22 protein-coding genes are annotated in these 22862 nt (G+C 70.2%); 13 read left to right on the top strand and 9 right to left on the bottom strand.

All coding sequences use genetic code 11. The features are described from left to right. Positions 1–35: 35 nt before the first annotated feature. Positions 36–692: a class F sortase gene (locus ACWD02_RS13890; RefSeq protein WP_451208906.1), complete on the bottom strand. Its 657-nt coding sequence runs from the start codon at positions 690–692 to the stop codon at positions 36–38. 351 nt (positions 693–1043) lie between these two features. Between ACWD02_RS13890 and ACWD02_RS13885 the strand changes: the two genes are divergently transcribed. Beyond that, a complete protein-coding gene (locus ACWD02_RS13885) occupies positions 1044–1544 on the top strand; it encodes a hypothetical protein (RefSeq protein ID WP_451208903.1) in 501 nt (166 codons plus the stop codon). Between the two features lie 120 nt (positions 1545–1664). On the opposite strand, the gene ACWD02_RS13880 is transcribed toward ACWD02_RS13885, so the two are convergent. Then, positions 1665–2213 (bottom strand): hypothetical protein, encoded by a 549-nt coding sequence (locus ACWD02_RS13880; protein WP_451208901.1) that lies wholly within the window; start codon positions 2211–2213, stop codon positions 1665–1667. Between the two features lie 736 nt (positions 2214–2949). Continuing rightward, entirely contained in the window at positions 2950–3168 is a 219-nt protein-coding gene (locus ACWD02_RS13875; RefSeq protein WP_451208898.1) for a hypothetical protein, read from the bottom strand. Positions 3169–3934: 766 nt separating this feature from the next. On the opposite strand from ACWD02_RS13875, the gene ACWD02_RS13870 reads away from it, so the two are divergent. Then, positions 3935–4576 carry an HAD family hydrolase gene (locus ACWD02_RS13870; RefSeq protein WP_451208895.1) on the top strand — a complete coding sequence of 214 codons (642 nt, stop codon included), beginning with the start codon at positions 3935–3937 and terminating at the stop codon, positions 4574–4576. Between the two features lie 55 nt (positions 4577–4631). Here ACWD02_RS13870 and ACWD02_RS13865 read toward each other — a convergent pair whose 3' ends face one another. Together ACWD02_RS13865 and ACWD02_RS13860 are read right to left on the bottom strand one after the other, a co-directional pair. After that, positions 4632–5396, bottom strand: a complete 765-nt coding sequence (locus tag ACWD02_RS13865) for a bestrophin-like domain (RefSeq protein WP_451208893.1) — start codon at positions 5394–5396, stop codon at positions 4632–4634. A gap of 15 nt (positions 5397–5411) precedes the next feature. Further along, a complete protein-coding gene (locus ACWD02_RS13860; RefSeq protein ID WP_451208890.1) occupies positions 5412–5978 on the bottom strand; it encodes a hypothetical protein in 567 nt (188 codons plus the stop codon). Between the two features lie 271 nt (positions 5979–6249). Here ACWD02_RS13860 and ACWD02_RS13855 point away from each other — a divergent pair, with 271 nt between their 5' ends. The 4 genes from ACWD02_RS13855 (at position 6250) to ACWD02_RS13840 (ending at position 11271) form a co-directional block, all read left to right on the top strand. Further along, positions 6250–7221, top strand: coding sequence for an SCO0930 family lipoprotein (locus tag ACWD02_RS13855; protein WP_451208887.1), 972 nt, complete (start codon positions 6250–6252; stop codon positions 7219–7221). 335 nt (positions 7222–7556) lie between these two features. Then, positions 7557–8369 (top strand): SAM-dependent methyltransferase, encoded by an 813-nt coding sequence (locus tag ACWD02_RS13850; RefSeq protein ID WP_451208884.1) that lies wholly within the window; start codon positions 7557–7559, stop codon positions 8367–8369. Beyond that, entirely contained in the window at positions 8366–10501 is a 2136-nt protein-coding gene (locus ACWD02_RS13845; protein WP_451208882.1) for a putative bifunctional diguanylate cyclase/phosphodiesterase, read from the top strand. The genes ACWD02_RS13850 and ACWD02_RS13845 overlap by 4 nt, the downstream gene beginning before the upstream one ends. 11 nt (positions 10502–10512) lie before the next feature. After that, complete coding sequence (locus ACWD02_RS13840; RefSeq protein ID WP_451208879.1) at positions 10513–11271, top strand: VOC family protein; 759 nt, start codon at positions 10513–10515, stop codon at positions 11269–11271. A gap of 73 nt (positions 11272–11344) precedes the next feature. On the opposite strand, the gene ACWD02_RS13835 is transcribed toward ACWD02_RS13840, so the two are convergent. Beyond that, the gene (locus tag ACWD02_RS13835; protein WP_451208877.1) at positions 11345–12223 is read right to left on the bottom strand and encodes a LysR family transcriptional regulator; all 879 of its coding nucleotides are present in this window, start codon (positions 12221–12223) and stop codon (positions 11345–11347) included. A gap of 135 nt (positions 12224–12358) precedes the next feature. On the opposite strand from ACWD02_RS13835, the gene ACWD02_RS13830 reads away from it, so the two are divergent. The 4 genes from ACWD02_RS13830 to ACWD02_RS13815 all read left to right on the top strand — a co-directional run bounded on the left by ACWD02_RS13830 (position 12359) and on the right by ACWD02_RS13815 (position 17382). Beyond that, positions 12359–13030, top strand: a complete 672-nt coding sequence (locus ACWD02_RS13830; RefSeq protein WP_451209237.1) for a succinate dehydrogenase — start codon at positions 12359–12361, stop codon at positions 13028–13030. Between the two features lie 3 nt (positions 13031–13033). Then, the gene (locus ACWD02_RS13825) at positions 13034–15007 is read left to right on the top strand and encodes a fumarate reductase/succinate dehydrogenase flavoprotein subunit (protein ID WP_451208874.1); all 1974 of its coding nucleotides are present in this window, start codon (positions 13034–13036) and stop codon (positions 15005–15007) included. After that, positions 15004–15750 (top strand): succinate dehydrogenase/fumarate reductase iron-sulfur subunit, encoded by a 747-nt coding sequence (locus ACWD02_RS13820; protein WP_363207235.1) that lies wholly within the window; start codon positions 15004–15006, stop codon positions 15748–15750. The genes ACWD02_RS13825 and ACWD02_RS13820 overlap by 4 nt, the downstream gene beginning before the upstream one ends. A 120-nt stretch (positions 15751–15870) precedes the next feature. Further along, positions 15871–17382, top strand: coding sequence for an acyl-CoA synthetase (locus ACWD02_RS13815; RefSeq protein WP_451208872.1), 1512 nt, complete (start codon positions 15871–15873; stop codon positions 17380–17382). 23 nt (positions 17383–17405) lie between these two features. On the opposite strand, the gene ACWD02_RS13810 is transcribed toward ACWD02_RS13815, so the two are convergent. Beyond that, positions 17406–18305 (bottom strand): LysR substrate-binding domain-containing protein, encoded by a 900-nt coding sequence (locus ACWD02_RS13810; RefSeq protein ID WP_451208869.1) that lies wholly within the window; start codon positions 18303–18305, stop codon positions 17406–17408. 153 nt (positions 18306–18458) lie between these two features. Between ACWD02_RS13810 and ACWD02_RS13805 the strand changes: the two genes are divergently transcribed. Further along, complete coding sequence (locus ACWD02_RS13805) at positions 18459–19469, top strand: aldo/keto reductase (protein WP_451208866.1); 1011 nt, start codon at positions 18459–18461, stop codon at positions 19467–19469. A gap of 40 nt (positions 19470–19509) precedes the next feature. Here ACWD02_RS13805 and ACWD02_RS13800 read toward each other — a convergent pair whose 3' ends face one another. After that, positions 19510–19941, bottom strand: coding sequence for a Rid family hydrolase (locus ACWD02_RS13800; RefSeq protein ID WP_451208863.1), 432 nt, complete (start codon positions 19939–19941; stop codon positions 19510–19512). A gap of 136 nt (positions 19942–20077) precedes the next feature. Here ACWD02_RS13800 and ACWD02_RS13795 point away from each other — a divergent pair, with 136 nt between their 5' ends. After that, entirely contained in the window at positions 20078–21034 is a 957-nt protein-coding gene (locus ACWD02_RS13795; protein ID WP_451208860.1) for a GlxA family transcriptional regulator, read from the top strand. A gap of 76 nt (positions 21035–21110) precedes the next feature. Next, positions 21111–21905 (top strand): SDR family NAD(P)-dependent oxidoreductase, encoded by a 795-nt coding sequence (locus ACWD02_RS13790; RefSeq protein ID WP_451208858.1) that lies wholly within the window; start codon positions 21111–21113, stop codon positions 21903–21905. A 33-nt stretch (positions 21906–21938) separates the two neighbouring features. On the opposite strand, the gene ACWD02_RS13785 is transcribed toward ACWD02_RS13790, so the two are convergent. After that, positions 21939–22808, bottom strand: a complete 870-nt coding sequence (locus ACWD02_RS13785; protein WP_451208855.1) for a glycoside hydrolase family 16 protein — start codon at positions 22806–22808, stop codon at positions 21939–21941. Positions 22809–22862 lie beyond the last annotated feature (54 nt).

The following is a 22862-nucleotide window of genomic DNA, read 5'->3' as shown; positions in this document are numbered from 1 at the left end:
GCCCGGTTCCGTGTTCCGCCGGCGCATTCTCGCCGTCAGCGCACATCCACCAGGCGGGCGAAAGCGACGACGTTTCCGTCGTAGCCGTTCCGCTTGGAGAATCCGCCGCCACAGGTGATGACGCGTAGTTCCGGAGCGCCCTTGTCGCTGTAGACGCGGCTGCCCGGGAAATTGTCCTTCTCGAACACTTCGATTCCATAGATCTCGAAAACCGCCGTCTTGCGGTCCCTGCGCAGGACCTCGACGCGATTTCCCTTCTTCAGCGAACCCAGGCCGTAGAAGACCGCGGGACCCTGCTGATTGTCGACATGGCCGACGATCACGGACGTGCCCTTCTCGCCCGGTGACACCGCTCCGGTGAACCAGCCCGCGAGGTTCGGGTCCTCCGCCGGAGGCGCGTCCACCCAGCCGTCCTCGTCGAGCCCGACCGGCATGACCGGCGCCTCCACCTGGATGCCCTTGATCCCCACGCGTTCGGCGGGGGAGAACGTCAGCGGCGCGACCGTCTGCCCCGCACCGTCGGGTGCCTGGTCCGCCGCGGCGGCCGAGGCGGGCTGGGGCGGGCCCACGTCGAATTCCCCTGAACCATTCCGGATCAGCGCGAGGCCGGTCAGCAGAACGAGTGCCATCACGCCCCACGGCGCGCGCTTCCGCTGCGATTCCTCTTCATCGGCCGGCTGGGACGAAGGCATTCTCTGATCCCCTCTCAACGCGGCATTCGAACCGCGTCCGTTGCGCGTACGAGAACGCTAAGCGCGGCGCGAGGGACGGGCGACAGAGCGGGAGCGAACGGGTGGCGCCCATACCGGGCATGAGCCATCCGAGTCGCGGTCGGCAGGAAATTTCTGACGGTCCGTGACCTGCGGCAATATCGGCTTGTACGTTCGCGCTTCGGCGTGTCGCCTCACCAGGACGGCCGATCGCCGAAATGCGGGCCTGAGCAGGGCAACTGAGGGTCTGTCTGGGAGGCGCTCTCGCCGATCGACCGGGGAACGGTTACCCCGGGGCGCTTTCCGCGGAGGATTCACATGCGTACTTCTCGTATGCGCACCACTCGTGCCCTCGCGGTCGCCGTCACCGCGGGCGCCGTCGTCGGCCTCGCCGCCCCGACGGCTTCGGCATGGGCCGACCCGTCCAACATCGTCGCCATGCCGAGCGTGATCCCCCGCGGGGGTCAGCTGACGGTCACGGTCGACGGCTCTTCCTGCTCGTCTCCGGGCAGCAAGGTCACGTCGAATGCCTTTCCCAACACGCCCCTGCACACCATGAACGGCGGCACCGCCAGCGCGAACCCCAGGGTCTACCACCACGCGAGCCCCGGCGCCCACAGCATCACCGTGCACTGCGGCGGCAAGACCCTCACCAAGCCCGACGCGTTCACCGTCATCCACGGCGGCGTGCGCGGTGGTCTCGGCGGCAGCAGCAGCTCCGGGGCGACCGGCACCGACATGGCGATCGGCGGGGCGCTCGTGACGGTCGCTCTGGTCGGCGGCGGAGTGTTCTGGATGCGCCGCCGCTCGGAGAACGCGGGGCGCGGCATCTGACCACGGGCCCGGCACCGGGGTGCCCGCCCCTCGCACGTCGGGCGCTCGCGTGCCGGGCGTGCACCGTTCCGCCTCCCCGACCGGCGCGTCCCCCTTCCGCGCCGGTCGGGCGGCGGGCGGTCAGGAGTTGTTGCCGTCGCCGGTGCGGCGGCGCGTCCAGTGGTACGCGGTGGCGAGGGTGCCGACGATCAGGGCGCCGCCGAGGGCGATCTCGTGCAGGTCGAGCCCGCCGAAGCTGCCGCCGGCTCCGGCCTTGACCCCGTGGTGGACCGGGCCGGTGGGGTGCGAGGTGGGGTGGTGGGTGGGGCGGCCAGTGGCGATGGTGAGGTCGGTGGTGCCGGTCTCGCCCTTGCAGTCGAAGGTCACCTCGTACATCGCGCCGGGCTTGGCGTCGGGGAAGACCATCGCGGCGACGGAATTCTGCCCCTTGGGGATGTGCGCGTCGTCGAAGACGCCGGAGGTGACCTTCGTGTCGCCCTGGCAGCCGTCCACGCTGAGCTGGACCTGGCCGCCGGCGGCGATCGTGGACGGGGTGACGCGGAAGCCGAACGAGGTGATGTTGTTGTTCGTGTCGGTCTCGTCCGCGACTGCCGTCGACGCGGTGGTGGCGGTGAGGGTCAGGGTCGTGGCGGCGAGAAGAGCGGCCGAGGCGACGCGTATCGCGCGCATGATGATTCCTCCGGGTCCCCGAGGAGCAGCCGCGGACCTTCTTCCGCTTTCACCTGATATGCACCTCGATGCGGCAAACGCTAAACAGGGACTCACACGCCCGCGATCCACGTCGCGCGAACGGGGCAACGGTGTGGGCCGGACAGGGGAACGGGGCGGGGTGTCGCGGTCGTGGTGGCGGGGTTTCGGGGGGCGGGGCTGTAGAGGGGTAGGCGGGGGCTGTTGCCGGGGGCGTGAGCCGGGCTCCGCTGGGTCGCGGGCCGGGTGATCTTCGGTGCTCCTCGTACGTGGTGGGGTGTCGCGGTCGTGGTGACGGGGTTTGGGGGGTTGGGGCTGTACAGGGGTAGGCGGGGGCTGTTTCCGGGGGCGTGAGCTGGGTCCCGCTGAGTCCTGGCTCGGGTGATCCTCGGTGCTCCGTCGTACGTGGTGGGCGATCCTGCGCACGATCCGCCGGGCCTGGTACGGCGCCGGGCCTGCACGAGCCCGGCCTGGTGCGGCGCCCCGCCCAGGACGGCGCCCGGTCAGGCGTGGCCGGGCGGCGGTTCGTGGGCTCGGTGTCCTTCTGCGGTCGGCCGGGCCAACTCGTGCCTCGCGGCGCGGGGTCCGCACCGGCCGCCGCTGTGCCGGCGCGTGGCCGGTGCGGGCGAGTGATCGTGCCCGTGCCCGTGCCCGTGCCTGGTCCGGTCGAGTCCAGGGTGCCCACGGTCCAGGCGAGCGGCTTCACGCCCCGGGTGCGTCAGGAGCCAGGCCCCCACATATGCGCCTCGCCGCCTCGCCATTCCACGAGGTGGGGGTCGTCCAGGGCCATGTCCGCGTCGCCGAGGCCCGCGCGGCGCAGAAACTCCACCAGGTCGTGATCGTCGCGCGCGACACCGACGGCCTGCCCGCGCACGGTGACCCGCCGTCCGCCGTCGGAAGCGGGCGGGTGGACGATGATGGGTGTCTGCCAGGTCATGCCACCAGAGTGCGCTGTACGGGGCCGCCGTGCAGCATGGTTTACGGACCCGTGTGCGAAGCCGGTCCCGGGAGGCCGGGGTAGCACCGCGCCGGTACCCCTCCCGAAGGCGCCCGCCGCACGGTGCGAGCACCTCGTCCACCAGCGCGACAAGGTCCGAGGCTTCGCCCCCAAGGCATCCTGGACCACATTCGCGAGCTCGGCGCAGAAGCCGGGCCGCACCTCGCCCACGCGCCCCGCCCACGCGCCCCGCCCACGCGCCTCGCCCACGCGCCGCCCCGGCCACTTCCCGCCGCCCCGCCACGACCTTGTGTGCGAGAGGACGAACCGGCCGGCCCGGCGGGCGATCTCGGTGACGATGCACAGGCGCTGGCACAGGGTGCACGCAGCCGGCGAGGTCGTCGAGGAGATCGGTGAGCGCGTAGCGCTGGTCCTCCAGTTCCCTCCTCCGCCGCTTCCGGCGACCCGCCGGGCGGCAGCCCCCTCGCCGCGTCCAGGAGTCCGGCGCCGGTCCCGTCCCGGTCCACGATCGCGACTCCGTCGGCGCACAGCGAGAGCAGCGAGGGCCATGCCCGCGGAATCTCCTTCCGCACGTCACCGCGCTGCCGCCGAGCATCGCCGCCACCGCGCCGGGGTGCCGTGCCCGGGCCAACTGCCGCGCGATCCGTGTGGGTTCGATGGGTTCCGTGGCAAAGGGTGCGCCACCTCCTTTCGGGGTGCGGGTCAGACGGCCGGTCGGACGTGGTCTCGCCATAGGCTGGCCCCGATGATTGAGACCGTCGTGTTCGACGTGGGGGAGACCCTCACCAAAGATGACCGCTACTGGGCGTCCTGGGCCGACTGGCTCGGCGTGCCCCGTCACACCGTCTCCGCGCTCGTGGGAGGTGTCGTCACGCGGGGCCGCGACAACACCGAGGCGCTGCGGCTGCTCAGCCCGGACATAGATGTCGCCGCCGCCCATCAGGCCCGCGAGGCAGCGGGGCGCGGTGAGCACCTGGCCGAGACCGACCTCTACCCCGATGTACGCCCCGCCCTCGGCAAGCTGCGCGACCAGGGGCTGCGCGTCGTCATCGCGGGGAACCGCACCGAGCGCGTGGGCGAGTTGCTGCGGGGCCTCGACCTGCCCGCCGATCTCGTCGCCACCTCGGGGGAGTGGGGCGTGGCGAAGCCTGACCCGGCCTTCTTCGCCAAGGTGATCGAGGTGGCCCAGGCCGCCCCGGAGCAGACGCTGTACGTCGGAGACCACCCCGCGAACGACATCTACCCCGCGAAGGCCGCCGGCCTGCGGGTCGCGCACATCCGGCGTGGGCCCTGGGGGCACTGGTGGGCCGACGACCAGGCAGTCGTCGAAGCCGCTGACTGGCGGATCGACTCCCTCACCCAGGTCGCGTCGGTCATCGCGGAGTGAGTGGGCGTCAGAATCGCGGCCCCGCGCGTGAATTGCGGGCGGGGCCGCGCATTCCTCATCCCCCGAGGTTGTCGAAGAGTGCGCGGAACGGATCCGGGGTGGCCGCGACGCCGCGGCTGTAGGGGGCGTCGAAGTCCCAGATGAGGAAGAGCAGGAAGGCGATCAAGGCCGAGAACAGCCCCGCGAGGATGAGTTCGCGCGGAGTGCGGCGGATCTGCAGGGCGAAGATCATGCCGACGGTGACGAGACCGCCCGTGATGAGCCCGAACCAGACCACGCCGGGCATGGTGGCCCCGGCACTGTCCCCGCGGGAGTTGCGCGCGTCGTCGGCGATCGCGACCTGGTCGACCAGCGGCTGGTAGGCCTGGGCCTCGAAGTCGGACTTGGGCTGGTAGTCGGTGACGTCGTGGCGCACCCGGTCCAGGAGTTCGGTGCCGCGATCGGTGAGTTCACCGCGGTCGGTCATCGCGTCCCACTCGGTGTTCACGACATGGCTGACATACGCGTGTACATCCGTACGGATGCGCTCGCGGACGTCGTCCGGATAGACCCGGGCACGCTCGGACACCTCGTGCAACGCCTGGGCCTCGGTGTGCACATGATCCTCGGCGACGCTGCGGGCCTCCCAGACACCGGCGATGGCCAGGCCGAGGACGATGGCGTACACCACGCCGATCATCATCGTCATGTACTCGATGACGTCCGGGGTCTCCGAAGCGTCGTAATCCGGGCTCGTCCTGCGGTGCCGCAGGAAGGTGACGACCAGGACGACGCCGCACGCCGCCGCCATCGCGAGGGTGAGAACAAGCCATTCCGACATGGGACCTCCGACGGGTCAGCGCGGCCGTAGCGCAGCGACGGCGAGCACCGCGGGCGCGGTGACGAGCAGGGTGAGCGAGACGAGGGACGGGCCGCTGCGGGGCGGCGCCTTGCGTGGGGTGACGCGGTACGAGGGGTAACTCACCGGCTTCGGCGTGACCTTGGCCGGGGCGGACGGGGTCGGCTTCGGCTTCGGGCTCGGCCGCGGGGGTGGCGGCGGAGTGGGCTCGGGAGGGGTCGGCCGGGCGGGCGGTGGCGGCGGTGGCGGCGGAGGCGGTGGCTCCGGCGCGGGCGGCTCCGGGCGCGGCGGCGGGGCCGGAGCGGGGGGTGGCGGCGGTGGCGGCGGGGGTGGAGGCGGCGGCTTCGGACGGCGCGTGGGGCCCGCCCGGCAGACCACGCCGTCGCCCGCGACGGCCACGGCGTCACCGCCGGGTCCGTCGCCGATCGAGGCGTAGGCGCAGTTGTCGGCGGGCGCGATGGCCGGTGCCGCGGCAGCAGCCGGCGCGCCGAGCAGCCAGGCCAGCAACAGAAGCGCCAGTAAGCGTGTGACCAGGCCGGACGAGGCCCTAGTGGATCCATGCACGTCAGGGATCATGGGCAGCGCGTCGCCCTGCCACGCCGATGCGGGCCTCCTATGACCCGAAGGGAGGAGACGCCGTGCGCGGCCTTGACGAACAGGCGGGCGCGGGCTTGCCGAAGGGGCGGGCGTGAGCCCGCGGAACGGGCGGGCACGAGCCTGCCGGAGAAAAGAATCTTGAACGCCGGTTGAACGCATCAGCCGTCTCCGCCCGTACCTAGGGCCATGCGTGACGCACTCAGCGGCACGACACCCAAGCGGACAGCGGGAGTTACCGATGAAGACCTGGCGAAGCGCCTCACTCGTAGCGACAGCTGCGGCCATGCTGGCGCTGACGACGGCGTGTGGTCAGGAGAAGGGGGACCAGTCGCCGAACGGGCAGAACGTCGGCAACCAGGCCCCGGCCAAGCAGGACGGGTACGGGGCCGGGGACGGGTACGGCGCCGACACGGGCGACGCGAAGGAAGGCGCGGGCAAGGCGAAGGCGGCCGGTCAACTCGCCGTCTGGGACAGCAAGAAGCTCGGCAAGGTCGTCACCGACAGCGAGGGCTTCACGCTCTACCGCTTCGACAAGGACACGGCCCAGCCCCCCAAGTCGAACTGTGACGGCGCCTGCGCGACCACCTGGCCGGTCGCGACCCCCGAGGGCGCGGCAGCCCCGGCCGGCGTCGACAAGTCCCTGCTCGGCGAGGTGACCCGCTCCGACGGCAGCAAGCAGCTGACCATCGACGGCTGGCCGATGTACCGGTACGCCAAGGACACCAAGGCCGGCGACGCCAAGGGCCAGGGTGTGGGCGGCACTTGGTACGCGGCCGCCCCCGACGGCAAGAAGGCCGCGCCCGCGGCCGACGAGGCCGAACCCCCCGCCGAGACGGCTCCCGTCGACCCGGCAGGGCTCTCCACCCGCAAGGACCCGAAGCTCGGGGAGATCGTCGTCGACAAGAACGGCATGACCGTCTACCGCTTCACCAAGGACTCCGCCTGGCCGATGAAGTCCGCGTGCACCGGCGCCTGCCTGGAGAAGTGGCCGGTGGTGCCGCCCGTGGCCAAGAACGACACCAAGGGGATCCTGAAGAAGGGGTTCGTCGTCTTCGACCGCCCCGACGGAGTGCGCCAGCAGACGATCGACTGCTGGCCGATGTACACCTTCGCCGGTGACAAGAAGCCCGGCGACACCAATGGGCAGGGCGTGGGCGGCACTTGGTACGCCGCCGGCCCTGACGGAAAGCCTGTCGGCGCCCCGAAGTAGGCGTACAGGAAGCAGGAGTACGGGAAGCAGCCGTACAGGAAATAGACGTACAGGAAATAGAGGTACAGAAGCAGTCGGCGTCGAAGGGCAAGTCCGAAGACGAAGTCAGCCAAGAAGGGGGGTCGGTCAGAAGTACCTCGCGTACGGTCTACCGGTCCGTTCCTTTCCCCCTCCCGGGGAGGAACGGACCGGTTCTTTGGGTTGATATTCGGCACTTGCCACAGGCAGTGACCGAGAACGGACGACCAATTTCCGTTTTGACTCGCTCCCTTGGCGGACGATCAGTAGCCTCACCTTCGAACACCGGCTCGTCTCGCCTACGTCTTGGAGTCCTGATGGAGCGTCCCGCCTGGGCCCCGCAGGGCATCGACATCACGATGCCCAGCGTGTCCCGCATCTATGACTATTACCTGGGCGGTTCGCACAACTTCGAGGTCGACCGGGACGCGGCCCGCCGGGCGATGGAGTTCATGCCGGGGCTGCCCAAGATCATGCAGGCGAATCGTGCCTTCATGCGCCGAGCGGTTCGTTTCGCCGTCGACGAGGGCATCACCCAGTTCCTCGACATCGGTTCGGGCATCCCCACCTTCGGAAATGTGCACGAGGTCGCGCGGCGGGCCGACCCCGAATCCCGCGTGGTGTACGTCGACCACGACGCGGTCGCCGTGGCGCACAGCCGTGCCGTGCTCGACGGTGACGAGAAGGCGGCCGTGGTCGCCGCGGATCTGCGCAAACCGCAGGACATTCTGGGCAGTTCGGAGGTCGAGGGGCTACTCGACCTGGGCCGGCCGGTCGCCCTTCTCCTCGTCGCCGTCCTGCATTTCGTGGAGGACGCGTACGATCCCTACACAGCGGTCGCCGAACTGCGGGACGCACTCGCGCCCGGCAGCGTGATCGCCCTCACGCACGCCTCGTACGAAGGGATGCCGATCCCCGCCGAGCAGGCCGGTCAGGCCGTCGGCGTCTACAAGGACATCCGCAATCCACTGATCATGCGCTCGCGCGAAGAGATCGCGCGGTTCTTCGAGGGATACGACATGGTGGAACCCGGCCTCGTGCCGATGCCGCGCTGGCGGCCCGACACCGCGCCCGAGGAGGAGGATCCCTATGCCTTCTCCGGGTTCGCCGGCGTGGGGCGCAGGGCATGAGCGGGGAACCGGACGGCCCCGAGGGCAGAGTGCGCAGGTTCGCCACCATCTGGAGCCGCGCCATCTTCCCGGTGACGGCGACGTCGCTGACCCGTCCCGAGTTCGAGCTGCAACTGGTGCCGCTGGCGCGGAGGTTGCGTGGCGCGCTGCACGAGCGGATCTTCGACGCGGCCGAGGGCCAGGCGATCGGCGCGGCGCTCGTCGGCACGCACTGCACCGACCCCGAGGCACTGAGCCGCACGCTCGACTGCGTGGACGCCTACCTCGTCCTGTACTGCGGCGAAGACGGACCCCAGGAAGAGCTGCGGGCGCGGTCCGCGCGCCTGCAGCACGCCGTGGCCGCGGGTTTCGCGGCAGCTCTGCGCGAGCGGACCCTCGCCGAGCAGGAGGCGATATCCCGGGCAGCCCTGAACGCACGCAGCGCGGTCGCCGAAGCCCTGCACGCGAGCGAGGCACGCTTTCGTGCCGTCTTCCACGGCGCGGCGATCGGCATCGGCATCGCCGACCTCACGGGCACGGTCCTGGAGGCGAACGACGCGCTGATCCGCATGTTCGGCGGACTGGAGAGCCAGCTGCGGGGCCGCAACGTCGCGGAGTGGACACACCCGGAGGACTCCCCCCACGTATGGAAGCTCTACGAGGAGCTGGTGCGCGGGGAGCGCGAACACTACCGCGTGGAGAAGGCCTTCTACCGCCCCGACGGCACCGCCCTGTGGACCAATCTGACCGTCTCGCTGCTGCGTGACGCTGACGGAGTGCCGCAGTACCAACTGGCGTTGATGGAGGACACCACCGAACGCCGGCTGCTCAATCTGCGCCTTCGCTACGAGGCCACGCACGACGCGCTCACGGGCCTGCCCAACCGCACCCTGTTCTTCGAGCGCCTTGAGAAGGCCCTCGCGGCGGGCGACGGCGCACGCTTCGGGCTCTGCTATCTCGACCTCGACGGCTTCAAGACCGTCAACGACAGCCTCGGGCACGCGGCCGGCGACCGGCTCCTCGTCGAGGTCGCCGACCGGCTCCAGTCGTGCGCCACGGCGCCCGGCGAGATGGTCGCGCGGCTCGGCGGCGACGAGTTCGTGGCGCTGACCACGGGCCGCGACACCGAGGCCGAGGTGGACGAGCTCGCCGGGCGCATCATGCACGCGCTCTCCACGCCGATCCGCGTCGAGGGCCGAGAGCTGACCGTGCGCGGCAGCATCGGCATCGTCGAGGGCCCCGCCGGTGAGCGTGGCGCGGCGGAGGTGCTGCGCAGCGCCGACATCACGATGTACCGCGCGAAGTCCGCGGGCGGCAACCGCTTCGAGCTCGCCGACCCCGAGGCCGACGCCCGCGCCATCACCCGGCACGGCCTGACCACCGCGCTGCCCGCCGCGCTGGAGCGTGGCGAGTTCTTCATCGAGTACCAGCCCCTGGTGCACCTGGGCGACGGCAGCGTGCGCGGGGCCGAGGCGCTGGTGCGGTGGCTGCATCCGCAGCACGGCATCATCGGGCCCGACCGGTTCATCCCGCTCGCCGAACACACCGGTCTGATCGTGCCGCTCGGCCGCTGGGTGCTCGAGGAATCCGTCCGCCAGGCCCGCACCTGGGAGGCACGGCACAAGGACGCCGGACCGCTGCGGGTGAACGTCAACCTCTCGCCCATGCAGCTGAACCACCCCGGCCTGGTCTCGGACACCGTGGAGATCCTGGAGCGCGCCGGCCTCGAACCGGGCGCCCTGTGCCTGGAGGTGACCGAGTCGGCGCTGATCGGCGCCGACGACGACCTGCTCAAGCCGCTGCGGCGGCTCGCCGAGATGGGCGTGGACATAGCGCTCGACGACTTCGGCACGGGCTATTCGAACCTCGCCAATCTGCGCCGCCTGCCGGTGAGCGTCCTCAAGCTGGACCGCTCCTTCACCCAGGGCATGCAGCACTTCCCGGCCGACCCCGTCGACCTGAAGATCGTCGAGGGGATCGTCGCGCTCGCCCACAGCCTGGACCTCGCGGTCACGGTGGAGGGCGTGGAGACGGGCGCACAGGCGGATCAGCTGCGAGAGTTGGGCTGCGACACGGCGCAGGGCTGGTACTACGCACGGCCCGGCCCGCCGGACCAGCTGCACGAGCTGGCGCTGGCCGACGCGACGACCTGAGGAGTACGAGGATGGCCTCCGAAGAGATCCAGTGGGTGTACGCCTTCGTGGACCGGCCCAAGGACCGGTTCGCCGAGGCACATGCCTTCTGGGCGGCGGTCACCGGGACACGGCTCTCCGCGTTCCGAGGCGATGACGATCAGTTCGTGACGCTCCTCCCGGACGGGGCCGACGCCCTCCTGAAGGCGCAGGCGGTCGAAGGTCCCGGCGGCGCGCATCTCGACTTCGCCGTGGAGGACGTGCCGGCCAAGGCGCGCGAGGCCCACGCGCTCGGCGCCACCACGGTCTTCGCGGAGGAGGGCCTCGAGGTCCTGCGCTCTCCCGGCGGCCAGCTGTTCTGCGTGGTGAAGTGGGAGGGCGAGCGGGTACGCCCCGAGCCGCTCGCCGCACCGGACGGGACCACGAGCCGTCTCGACCAGGTCTGTCTCGATGTGCCGCCGGTGGTGTGGGAGGCGGAGAAGACGTTCTGGCCCGCGTTCACGGGGTGGTCCGCGCGTCCGGGTTCGCGTCCGGAATTCCACCTCGTCGACCCGGACCCGCGGCTGCCGATCCGGATCCTGCTGCAGCGCCTCGACGACGATGGTCCGGCCGGGGCACACCCGGACTTCTCCTGTTCGGACCTCGAAGCGGACCGCGTCCGGCACGAGGAGCGGGGCGCCGAGACGGTGTGGCGCGGGCCGCACTGGATCGTGATGCGCGACCCGGCGGGCGGCACGTACTGCCTGACGATCAGGAATCCCGAGACCGGCGGTCTGCCCGCCGCCCGTTAGCCGCCTGAGCGCCCCTCAGGGGCGCGGGGAACTGGGCGACCAGCCCCCACCGGCCCGCGGAGACACACGACCCTCACCGCTCCACCAGCATCCGCTGCAGCTCCCGCGCGGCCCGTGGCGGAGCCACATCGCTGCGGTGGGCCAGCGCGATCGTACGGTGCAGGGAAGGCCGGGCCAGGGGAGTCATCCGCAGCCCGCGCCCGGCCCGCTCGGCGACCATGCGCGGCACGACCGCGACCCCGAGTCCGGCCCGCACGAAGCCGAGTACCGCGTCCATCTCGCCGCCCTCGACCGCGAACTCCGGCTCGAACCCCTCGGCCCGGCAGGCGGCGACGGTCAGCTCCCGCAGGTCGTAGCCGTGCCGGAACATCACGAGGCGCTCCCGCTGCAGATCCGCGACCCGGACGCTCTTGCCGCCGAACCCGCGCGCCTCCGGCGACGACACCACGACCAGGTCCTCGCGGAGCAGCTCCACGGTGGTCAGGGCCGGCGAGGGGCTGGGGAGGGGGAGCACGACGATGGCGAGGTCCAGGGCGCCGCGCGCCAGTTCGCGCACGAGGTCGTGGGAGCCGCTCTCTTCGAGCAGGAGCTGGATGCCGGGGTGCCGGTCGTGGAAGGCGCGAAGCACCTCGGGAAGCAGGCCGGTGCAGACGCTGGGCGTAGCCCCCAGGCGGATACGGCCGCGGCGCAGCTGGGCCAGCTCCTGGACCTCGATGCGGGCGGTGTCGGCGTCCGCGAGGATGCGGCGGGCCAGCGGAAGCAGCGCCTCGCCCGCGTCGGTGAGCGCGATGTTGCCGCGGGCCCTGCTGAACAGTTCGGCGCCCAGCTCCTTCTCCAGGGCGCGGACCTGCTGGGAGAGCGAGGGCTGCGATACGTGCACCTGCTCGGCGGCCCGCGTGAAGTGCCTGGTCTCGGCCACCGCGACGAAGTAGAGGAGCTGTTGGAACTGCATACACGCCAGGGTACGGCCGATGATAGCCAGTCGCTATCGAGATGAGCTGATCCATCTCTTGGACCGATCGGGACCTTCGGCCTTAGCGTCGGTCCCATGGCTCTGGCAACGCGGACGGACCGAAAACGGTCGTCGATGGCGCGCACGATCTGGGACTCGTCCGTCGGCAAGAAGACAGTGATGGCAGTGAGCGGCCTGATCATGCTGCTCTACCTGATCGCCCACATGATCGGAAACCTGAAGATCTTCTTCGGGCCCGGGGAGCTCAACCACTACGCCCACTGGCTGCGCACGGTCGGCGAGCCCTTCATGCACTACGAGTGGACGCTCTGGCTGATCCGCGTCGTGCTCGTCGCCGCCGTGGTCGCGCACGCCGTCTCCGCGTACCAGCTGAGCCGCCGCGACATCAGGGCGCGCCCCGCCAAGTACGTCAACAAGAAGGCGGGCAAGAGCTTCGCCACGCGCACGATGCGCTGGGGCGGGATCATCCTCGCCCTGTTCATCGTCTGGCACATCCTGGACCTGACGACCGGCACCGTGCACCCGGGCGGCTACGAGCACCTGCACCCGTACCAGAACATCATCGACACGTTCTCCACGTGGTACGGCAACGTCATCTACATCGTCGCCGTCGTCGCCCTCGGCTTCCACGTGCGCCACGGCCTGTGGAGCGCCGCGCAGACCCTCGGCGCGGGCAAGGCGACCCGCGACCGCGCCCTGAAGATCATCGCCAATGGCGTCGCGTTCGTCCTGACGGCGGGCTTCGTCGTCGTCCCCGTGGCCGTCATGACCGGAGTGGTGAGCTGACCGATGAATTCCTCTCGTGAACACGCCTCTCGTGAGTACGCCGATTACGCGACCGGGGAGCCGGTCGCCGATACCAAGGCCCCGGCAGGGCCCGTCGCCGAGCGCTGGGACACCCGCCGTTTCGAGGCCAAGCTGGTCAACCCCGCCAACCGCCGCAAGCACACGGTGATCGTCGTCGGCACCGGCCTCGCGGGCGGTTCCGCCGGTGCCACGCTCGCCGAACAGGGCTACCACGTCGTCCAGTTCTGCTACCAGGACTCGCCGCGCCGCGCCCACTCGATCGCCGCCCAGGGCGGCATCAACGCCGCGAAGAACTACCGCAACGACGGCGACTCCGTCCACCGCCTCTTCTACGACACCGTCAAGGGCGGCGACTTCCGCGCCCGCGAGTCCAACGTCCACCGCCTCGCGCAGATCTCGGTGGAGATCATCGACCAGTGCGTCGCGCAGGGCGTGCCCTTCGCCCGCGAGTACGGCGGTCTCCTCGACACCCGCTCCTTCGGCGGCGTACAGGTCTCCCGGACGTTCTACGCGCGCGGTCAGACAGGGCAGCAGCTGCTCCTCGGCGCCTACCAGGCACTCAGCAGGCAGATCGCGGCAGGCAACGTCGAGATGCACCCGCGCACCGAGATGCTGGACGTCATCGTGGTCGACGGACGCGCCCGCGGCATCGTCGCCCGCGACCTGATCACGGGCAAGATCGAGACCTATTTCGCCGACGCGGTGGTCCTGGCCTCCGGCGGCTACGGCAACGTCTTCTACCTGTCGACGAACGCCATGAACTCCAACGCCACGGCCGTATGGCGCGCTCACCGGCGCGGCGCCTACTTCGCCAACCCCTGCTTCACGCAGATCCACCCGACCTGCATCCCGCGCACCGGCGACCACCAGTCGAAGCTGACGCTGATGAGTGAGTCGCTGCGCAACGACGGCCGCATCTGGGTCCCCAAGGCCCAGGGCGACGACCGCCCGGCCAACAAGATCCCCGAAGATGAGCGCGACTACTACCTGGAGCGCATCTACCCCTCCTTCGGCAACCTCGTGCCCCGCGACATCGCCTCGCGCGCGGCCAAGAACGTGTGCGACGAGGGCAGGGGAGTGGGGCCGGGCGGCCAGGGCGTCTACCTCGACTTCGCCGACGCCATCGAGCGCATGGGCAAGAAGGCGGTCGAGGCCAAGTACGGCAACCTCTTCGACATGTACGCGCGGATCACCGACGAGGACCCGTACAAGACGCCGATGCGCATCTATCCCGCCGTGCACTACACGATGGGCGGCCTCTGGGTCGACTACGACCTGCAGACCACCGTCCCGGGCCTGTTCGCCGTCGGTGAGGCCAACTTCTCCGACCACGGCGCGAACCGCCTCGGCGCTTCGGCCCTGATGCAGGGACTCGCCGACGGCTACTTCGTGCTGCCGTCCACGATCAACGACTACCTCGCGCGCAACCCGCACCACGGCGAGATCTCCGACGAGCACCCCGTCGTACGTGAGGTGCTCGACGAGACCACCGACCGGATCTCCCGGCTCCTCGCCGTCGACGGGGACCGCACACCCGACTCCTTCCACCGTGAACTCGGCGAGCTCATGTGGGAGTTCTGCGGCATGGCCCGTACGGAGACGGGGCTGCGCAAGGCGCTGGAGCGCATCCCGCAGATCCGCGAGGAGTTCTGGCGCCGGATCAAGGTCCCCGGCACCGGCGAGGAGTTCAACCAGTCCCTGGAGAAGGCCAACCGCATCGTCGACTATCTGGAACTCGCCGAGCTGATGTGCCTCGACGCCCTGCACCGTGCCGAATCCTGCGGCGGTCACTTCCGCGAGGAGTCACAGACACCGGACGGCGAAGCGGCGCGCGTGGACGAGGAGTTCTCGTACGCCGCCGCCTGGGAGTTCACCGCCCCTGGCGCTGCCCCCGTCCTCCACAAGGAAGACCTCGTCTTCGAGTACGTCCATCCCACTCAGCGGAGCTACGCATGAAGCTCACCCTGCGCGTCTGGCGCCAGCAGAACGCCGACGCCGACGGCGCCATGTCCACCTACGAGGTCGACGGCATCTCGTCCGACATGTCCTTCCTGGAGATGCTGGACACCCTCAACGAAGAGCTCATCGTCAAGGGTGACGACCCCGTCGCCTTCGACCACGACTGCCGCGAGGGCATCTGCGGCGCGTGCTCGCTCGTCATCAACGGCGACGCGCACGGGCCCGAGCGCACCACGACCTGTCAGCTGCACATGAGGTCCTTCAAGGACGGCGACACGATCGACGTAGAGCCGTGGCGGGCCGCCGCCTTCCCGGTCGTGAAGGACCTGGTCGTGGACCGCTCGTCCTTCGACCGGATCATCCAGTCCGGCGGGTACATCAGCGCTCCGACCGGGGCTGCCCCCGAGGCGCACGCGGCGCCCGTGCCGAAGCCCGACGCGGACTTCGCCTTCGAGCACGCGGAGTGCATCGGGTGCGGTGCCTGCGTCGCCGCCTGCCCCAACGGATCGGCGATGCTGTTCACTTCGGCGAAGGTCAACCACCTGGGTGTGCTGCCGCAGGGTGCCCCCGAGCGCGAGACGCGTGTCCTGGACATGGTCGCGCAGATGGACGAGGAGGGCTTCGGCGGCTGCACGCTCACCGGCGAGTGCGCCACCGCCTGCCCCAAGGGCATCCCCTTGCCTTCGATCTCCGCGATGAACAAGGAGTGGTTGCGGGCCACGCGGAAGGTGAGCCGCTAGACACTGCGTGGGGCCGTGGGGCCGTGGGGCCGTGGGGCCATGGGGCCGTGGGGGCCTGCGGGTCGATTGTGGCTGGTCGCGCAGTTCCCCGCGCCCCTGCGCGGCGCGTAACTTCGCCGCATGCATCCCGGAGCGTACGACCCCGCCAGGACGGCCGTCGTCACCGCCGACGGCACACGGTCCCTCACCTACGGACAACTCGAAGAACGCTCCCTGCGGCTCGCGGATCATCTGCGGGCCGCAGGCTTGCGCAGGGGCGATCACTTCGCCCTGCTCTGCGACAACGACCCGCGCGCCCTCGAGGTCTACTGGGCGGCGCTGCGCTCGGGCCTCTATCTCACCGCCGTCAACCACCACCTCACGACGGACGAAGCCGCGTACATAGTCCGCGACTGCGGGGCGAAGGTGCTGATCATCTCCGGTTCGCTCGCCGAACTGGGCGCGGCGGTGGTCGAGTTGGCGGGCGGGCCGCCGATCCTGCTGGGCCTCGACGACGGAACGTACGAGAAGGCCCTGGAGGCCGCCTCCGCCGAACCGCCCGCCCACCAGCCGCGCGGCACCGACATGCTCTATTCCTCCGGCACCACGGGGCGCCCCAAGGGCATCAAGCCCGCGCTGCCCGAGGGTGACGTGCGCGACGAGCCGAGCACCTATGTGCTGATCTTCCAGGCCATGTACGGCTTCGGCGAGGACACCGTCTACCTCTCGCCCGCCCCGATCTACCACGCGGCGCCGCTGCGTTTCTGCGGAGTCGTCACGTCGCTCGGCGGCACGGTCGTCCTCATGGACGCCTTCGACGCCGAGGGGGCCCTGGCGGCCATCGAACGCCATCGGGTCACGCACAGCCAGTGGGTGCCGACCATGTTCGTACGAATGCTGAAGCTGCCCGCAGAGGTGCGCGAGCGCCACGACCTGTCGTCGATGAAGATCGCCATCCATGCCGCCGCGCCCTGCGCCGTCGAGGTGAAGCAGCGGATGCTGGAATGGTGGGGGCCCATCCTGTACGAGTACTACTCGTCGACGGAGGGCAACGGCATCACGTTCATCTCGCCCGACGAGTGGCTGCGCAAGCCCGGCTCGGTGGGCAAGGACGGGTTCCTCGGCGAGCTGCGCGTCTGCGACGAGGCGGGCGAGCTCCTTCCGCCCGGCGAGACCGGCATCGTCTACTTCGAGCGCGACGAACTGCCCTTCCGCTACCACGGCGACGAGGACCGCACCCGCCGTGCCCAGCACCCCACGCACCCGAACTGGACCACCACGGGAGACATCGGGCACGTGGACGAGGACGGCTACCTCTTCCTCACCGACCGCAAGGCATTCATGATCATCTCGGGTGGGGTGAACGTCTACCCGCAGGAGGCCGAGGACTGCCTCGTGCTGCATCCGGCGGTCGCGGACGTCGCGGTGATCGGGGTGCCGGACGCGGAGATGGGGGAGGCCGTCAAGGCGGTGGTGTGCCCGGCCGACGGGGTGACCGCGGGGCCCGAACTGGAGCGTGAGCTGGTCGCGTTCGTGCGCGAGCGCATCGCCCACTACAAGGCCCCGCGTTCCGTGGACTTCACGGACTCGCTGCCCCGCACCCCCACCGGAAAGCTGGCCAAGTCCTCGCTGCGCAAGTCCTACTGGGAGTAGGCCGGGCGGGGAGAGCCTCCGCGTCAGTCGGCGGCGCGGCCGGCCAGGACCGTCTCACGGAAGGACGCCACCACCGGCCGCAGATCGACGGCGTGCCAGGCCGCCCACAGGTGAACGGATGCCTTGTGCCAGGGCAGTTCGCGTACGGCGACACCGTCCGTCGTGCCGCGCACCATGCTCCTCTGGATGAGCGCGACACCGAGGCCCGAGGCGACCAGGCCGAGCGCGGTGAGCGGCTCGGCGGCGTCCAGGCGGATGTCCGGCGTGAAGCCGGACGCCACGCACGAGGCGAGGAAGGCGTCACGCCAGGCCGGATCCCGGGAGTTCTCCACCGCGATCCACGCCTGCCCGTCCAGGTCGCCCGGCGCCAACTCGGCCTGCCCGGCCAGTGGATGGGCCGCGGGCAGCGCGAGCAGCAGCGGATCTTCGAGGAGAGGTGCGGCCAGGAGATCCGGGTCGTCCTTCTCCGGCGGCTCCTGGACGAGGGCGATGTCGAGGCTGCGCTGGCGCAGGCCCTCGAACTGCTCCGCCGCGGAGAGGCTGTAGAGGGCGACGTGGATGCCGGGGCGCTCCTCCTGCAGGGTGCGCAGCGCGCCCGGCAGGACGCCGGTGTGCATCGCGTCGCCCACGTAACCGATACACAGGCCGCCCTCCTCGCCGCGGCCGAGCCTGCGGCCGAGGTTCTCCAGGCGGTCCGCGTGCCGGAGCAGGGCGCGGGCCTCGCTCAGGAACACCCGGCCGTCGGCGGTGAGGCGGATGCGCTGCTGGCTGCGTTCGAACAGGACGAGGCCGAGCTGCTTCTCCAGCTGGGCGATCTGGCGGCTGAGCGGTGACTGGGAGATGTGCAGCGCCTCCGCTGCGCGGCCGACGTGTTCCGTCTCGGCCACGGCCACGAAGTAGCGCAGTTGTCGCAGGTCAAGCATGTAAGACCTCGGAGGACTCAACTGTGTCCAAGCGAGTCTTGGACAGTCTCAAGCGTCGATCCTAACCTCGGAGACGCACGGCCGACGGATCACCCGAACCCTCACCTGACCCCACGGAACCGTCGAAATCCACCACCGCGAGGAAACACCCCCATGAGCATCAAGCACCTCCTCCCCGGAGCCCTCGGCTTCGGCACCGCCCCGCTCGGCAACATGTTCCGTGCCATCCCCGACGCGGAGGCCGCGGCCACCGTCGAGGCCGCCTGGGACCACGGCATCCGCTACTTCGACACCGCACCCTTCTACGGAGCGGGCCTCTCCGAGATCCGGCTCGGCGACGTCCTCGCGGGCCACCCGCGCGACGCCTACGTCCTGAGCACGAAGGTCGGCCGCGTCATCCTGGACGAGGCCGAGGACCCCGCCGCCCGCGACCTCGGCGAGAAGGGCGGCCTCTTCGAGCACGGCCGCCCGAACAAGATGGTCAACGACTACACCGCCGACGCCACCCTGCGCTCCATCGAGGACAGCCTGAAGCGGCTGAGGACGGACCGGCTCGACATCGTGTGGGTGCACGATGTCGCACAGGACTTCTACGGCGACGAGTGGCTGGCCGCCTACGAGCAGGCCCGTACGGGAGCTTTCCGCACCCTGGACCGGCTGCGCGACGAGGGTGTCATCAAGGCCTGGGGCCTCGGCGTTAACCGCGTGGAGCCGCTCGAACTCACCCTGGACCTGGACGAGCCGAAGCCCGACGCCTTCCTCCTCGCGGGCCGCTACACCCTCCTCGACCACGACCGCGCCCTCCAGCGGCTGCTGCCGCTCGCCGAGACCCAGGGGGTCGACGTCGTCGTGGGCGGGCCCTACTCCTCGGGCATCCTGGCGGGCGGGCAGCACTTCGAGTACCAGAAGGCGCCCGCGGAGATCGTCGCCAAGGTCGAGCGCATCAAGGCACTCGTCGAGCGGCACGGTGTCGGCATCAAGTCCGCCGCCCTGCAGTTCTCCCTCGCCCACCCGGCGACGGCGGCGGCGATCCCCGGAGCCACCAGGCCCAGCCGCATCGCCGAGGACGTCGCCGCGCTCGGCGAGAAGATCCCCGCCGCGTTCTGGACGGACCTGCGCGCGGAGCAGCTGATCGCCGAGGACGCGCCGGTGCCCACCGCGTGACCCGAAGCAGCCCCTCGCGGCCTGAGGCAGTGACCGGCCGTCAGACCCGGGCGATGAACTTGACCTCGACTAGCAACTCCGGGAAAGCCAGCCGCGGAGTGCCGACCATGGTGCTTGCCACCTGCGGGTCCGGCCGTCCGTAGGCGTCCTTGCGCACCGGGCCCGCCGCGGCGTCGGTCGCATCGACGTCCAGGGCGTAGATGACTTCCTCGACGACGTCGTCGAGCGATGCCCCGAAGCGCCCGAGCAGTTGTGCCGCGTTGGCGTAGCACTGGCGCAATTGCTCGCCGGTGCGGGAGAAGTCGGTGACGCGTCCGGCATCATCGACGGGAGCGGGAGCGATCACTTCCGTACCGCTGTGGGACACCTGGCCGGACAGGTAGATGGTGTCGCCGTGTCTGACCGCCTGTGCGTACCCGTAGGTCTTCTCCCACGGGACGCCGAAACTCTCGACTTGCTGTGCGCTGCTCATGAGGTCGACGGTATGAGGCGGTTCAGGGGCGGGCCAGGCTCGGCTGTGCCACTTACGGCAAGGATCGTGCCAGGGCCGGCATCGGGTCCGTGAAGGTACGAGGGGGAGCGCAGTGGGATCAGAAGAAGGCCGGACGGTGGTCGCGATCCTGGTGATGCCGCGCGTGTTCGCGCTCGACGTCAGCATCCCCGAGCACGTCTTCGGGCGGCATCCGGGCTATCGGGTCCTCGTACGCGGAGACGTGAGCGGAGAAGTGAGCGGCGGGGCGTCGCTCGCCGACGTCGAATCCGCCGACATCGTCGTCGTGCCCGGCTACGAGGAACCGCACGTCCCGGTCCCGGACGCATACCTGAAGGCGCTGCGGATCGCCGTCGAGCGAGGTGCCCGTGTCGTGGCCATCTGCACAGGGGTGTTCGCGCTCGCGGCCTGCGGAATCCTGGACGGCAGATCGGCCACGACGCATTGGCGCCATACGGAAGAACTCCGTACGGCGTATCCCCGCGTGGACGTCGTCGAGAATCGGGTGTTCACCGAGGACGGGGCCATTCTCACGTGCGCGGGCGGAGGCGCTGGAATCGACGCGTGTCTCCATGTCGTCGAGCGGGATTTCGGTGCGGTCGTCTCGGACGGTGTGGCGAAGGACCTCGTCTTCTCCTCCACCCGTGGCGCGAACGAACCGCAGTACAGGGACGTGCCCGTGCCACCGCGCGACAGCCTGCGGGCGACGCGGGAGTGGGTGCTCGACAACCTGGGGGCCGCGATCACCGTGCAGCGGCTTGCCGATCACAGTCTGCTGTCGAGGCGGACCCTCGTTCGTCGTTTCGTGCGCGAGACGGGCCTGCCGCCCATGCAGTGGGTGACCCTCCAGCGGATTCTCGACGCGCGCAGGCTTCTGGAGGCCTCGGACTGGTCCGTGGAGAGGATCGCCGGCACGACCGGATTCGGGTCGGCCGCCAATTTCCGGACGATCTTCCGGAGGGAGGTGGGAGTGACCCCGACCGCTTACAGAAAGCTGCGGCGACCGGAGCAAGCAATGCCAGCAATGCCGGCAATGCCGCTAATACGGTCAAACCCGCCGAAGCCGCTTGAATGATCTACTGGGCATGGGGGACAAGGCAAGGGCCACGTCTGGGGCCACGCAGTCGCACCGCAGCAGGAGGTAACACAGCATGCTCGTCGATCTCTCCGGCAAGACCGCCCTCGTCACCGGATCGACCCAGGGGATCGGGGCGGCCATCGCGGCCGGCCTGGCCAGGGCGGGCGCCCGGGTGGCCGTCAACGGCCGTTCCGCCGCTTCCGTCGACAAGGCCGTCGACCGGCTGAAGGGGGAGCACGGCGCCGCCGAGTTCTTCCCGGCCCCCGGCGACATCTCCACCGACGAAGGCGCCGCCCAGGTCTTCGCGGCCGTCCCCCGGGCGGACATCCTCATCAACAACCTGGGCATCTTCGGCGCCGAGCCCGCCCTCGACATCAGCGACGACGAATGGCGCCGCTACTTCGAGGTCAACGTGCTGACCGCCGTCCGCATGATCCGTCACTATCTGCCCGGGATGAAGGACCGCTCCTGGGGGCGTATCCAGAACATCGCCAGCGACTCGGCGCTCGTCACCCCGGCCGAGATGATCCACTACGGCACGTCCAAGACGGCGCTCCTCGCGGTCTCCCGGGGGTTCGCGAAGGAGGCCGCCGGATCGGGCGTGACCGTCAACTCCGTGATCGCGGGCCCCACGCACACCGGCGGCGTGGAGGACTTCGTGTACGAGTTGGTCGACCCCGCCCTGCCCTGGGACGAGGCCCAGCGGGAGTTCATGGTCAAGCACCGCCCGCAGTCCCTGATCCAGCGGCTCATCGAGCCGGAGGAGATCGCACACATGGTGGTCTACCTCAGCTCCCCGCTGGCCTCGGCCACGACGGGCGGCGCTCTCAGGGTGGACGGCGGCTACGTGGACGCGATCGTCCCGTAGCGAGGCCGCCCCGCCCCGATTGCCTTGCGACGCCTAGTCGTTGGTGGTCACACGGACGTAGTCGACGACCAGTTGCTGCGGGAAGGTCGTGCTGCCGTCGGGGTCGCCGGGCCAGTAGCCGCCGACCGCGAGATTGAGGATCAGGAAGAAGGGCTTGTCGAAGACCCACTGCTTGCCGCCGAGGTCGGCGGGGGTGCGGGTCTGGTAGACGTTGCCGTCCACGGACCACGTGACCTTGTTCGGTGACCAGTCCACCGCGAAGGTGTGGAACTTGTCCGCGAACGCCTCGCCGCCGGGCAGGGTGTAGCCCGCGCCGATGCCGCCGGAGCCCGAGTAGCCGGGGCCGTGCAGGGTGCCGTGGACGGTGCCGGGCTCGAAGCCGACGTTCTCCATCACGTCGATCTCACCGCTCTGGGGCCAGCCCACGCTGCCGATGTCGGCGCCGAGCATCCAGAAGGCGGGCCACATGCCCTGCCCGCGCGGCACCTTCATGCGGGCCTCGACATGGCCGTACGTCTGCGTGAACTTGCCGGAGGTGTTGAGGCGGGCCGAGGTGTACTCACAACGGCCGTACCAGCACTGGTAGTTCTCGGGGTTCTCCTTGCGGGCGGTGATGACCAGGTTTCCCTGGCCGTCGAGGGCCGCGTTCTTGTTGCCCGAGGTGTAGAACTGCCGCTCGTGATTGTTGACGTTGTCGCCCGTCTCGATCTGCCACTTGCCGCCGTCGACCGCCGAGCCCGCGGGCCCGTTGAAGTCGTCGGTGAAGGTGGCGGCCGCGGCGGCGGGAGTGGGGGAAGGGGCCGCCGATGCTCCGGAGGGGAGACCGGTCAGGGCCGTGGCGCAGCAGGCCAGGGCGGCTGTGGTGAGCGCCGCACGGCGGCGCCAAGAGGTATGCACTGTCATCACATCGCTTCACGTGGGGGTGGCGAGAGAGTGGGGGGTGCTGAGTGCTGAGGC

It is taken from the genome of Streptomyces sp. NPDC002853 (assembly GCF_053591915.1).
This window is presented reverse-complemented; position numbering and strand designations above follow the sequence as displayed.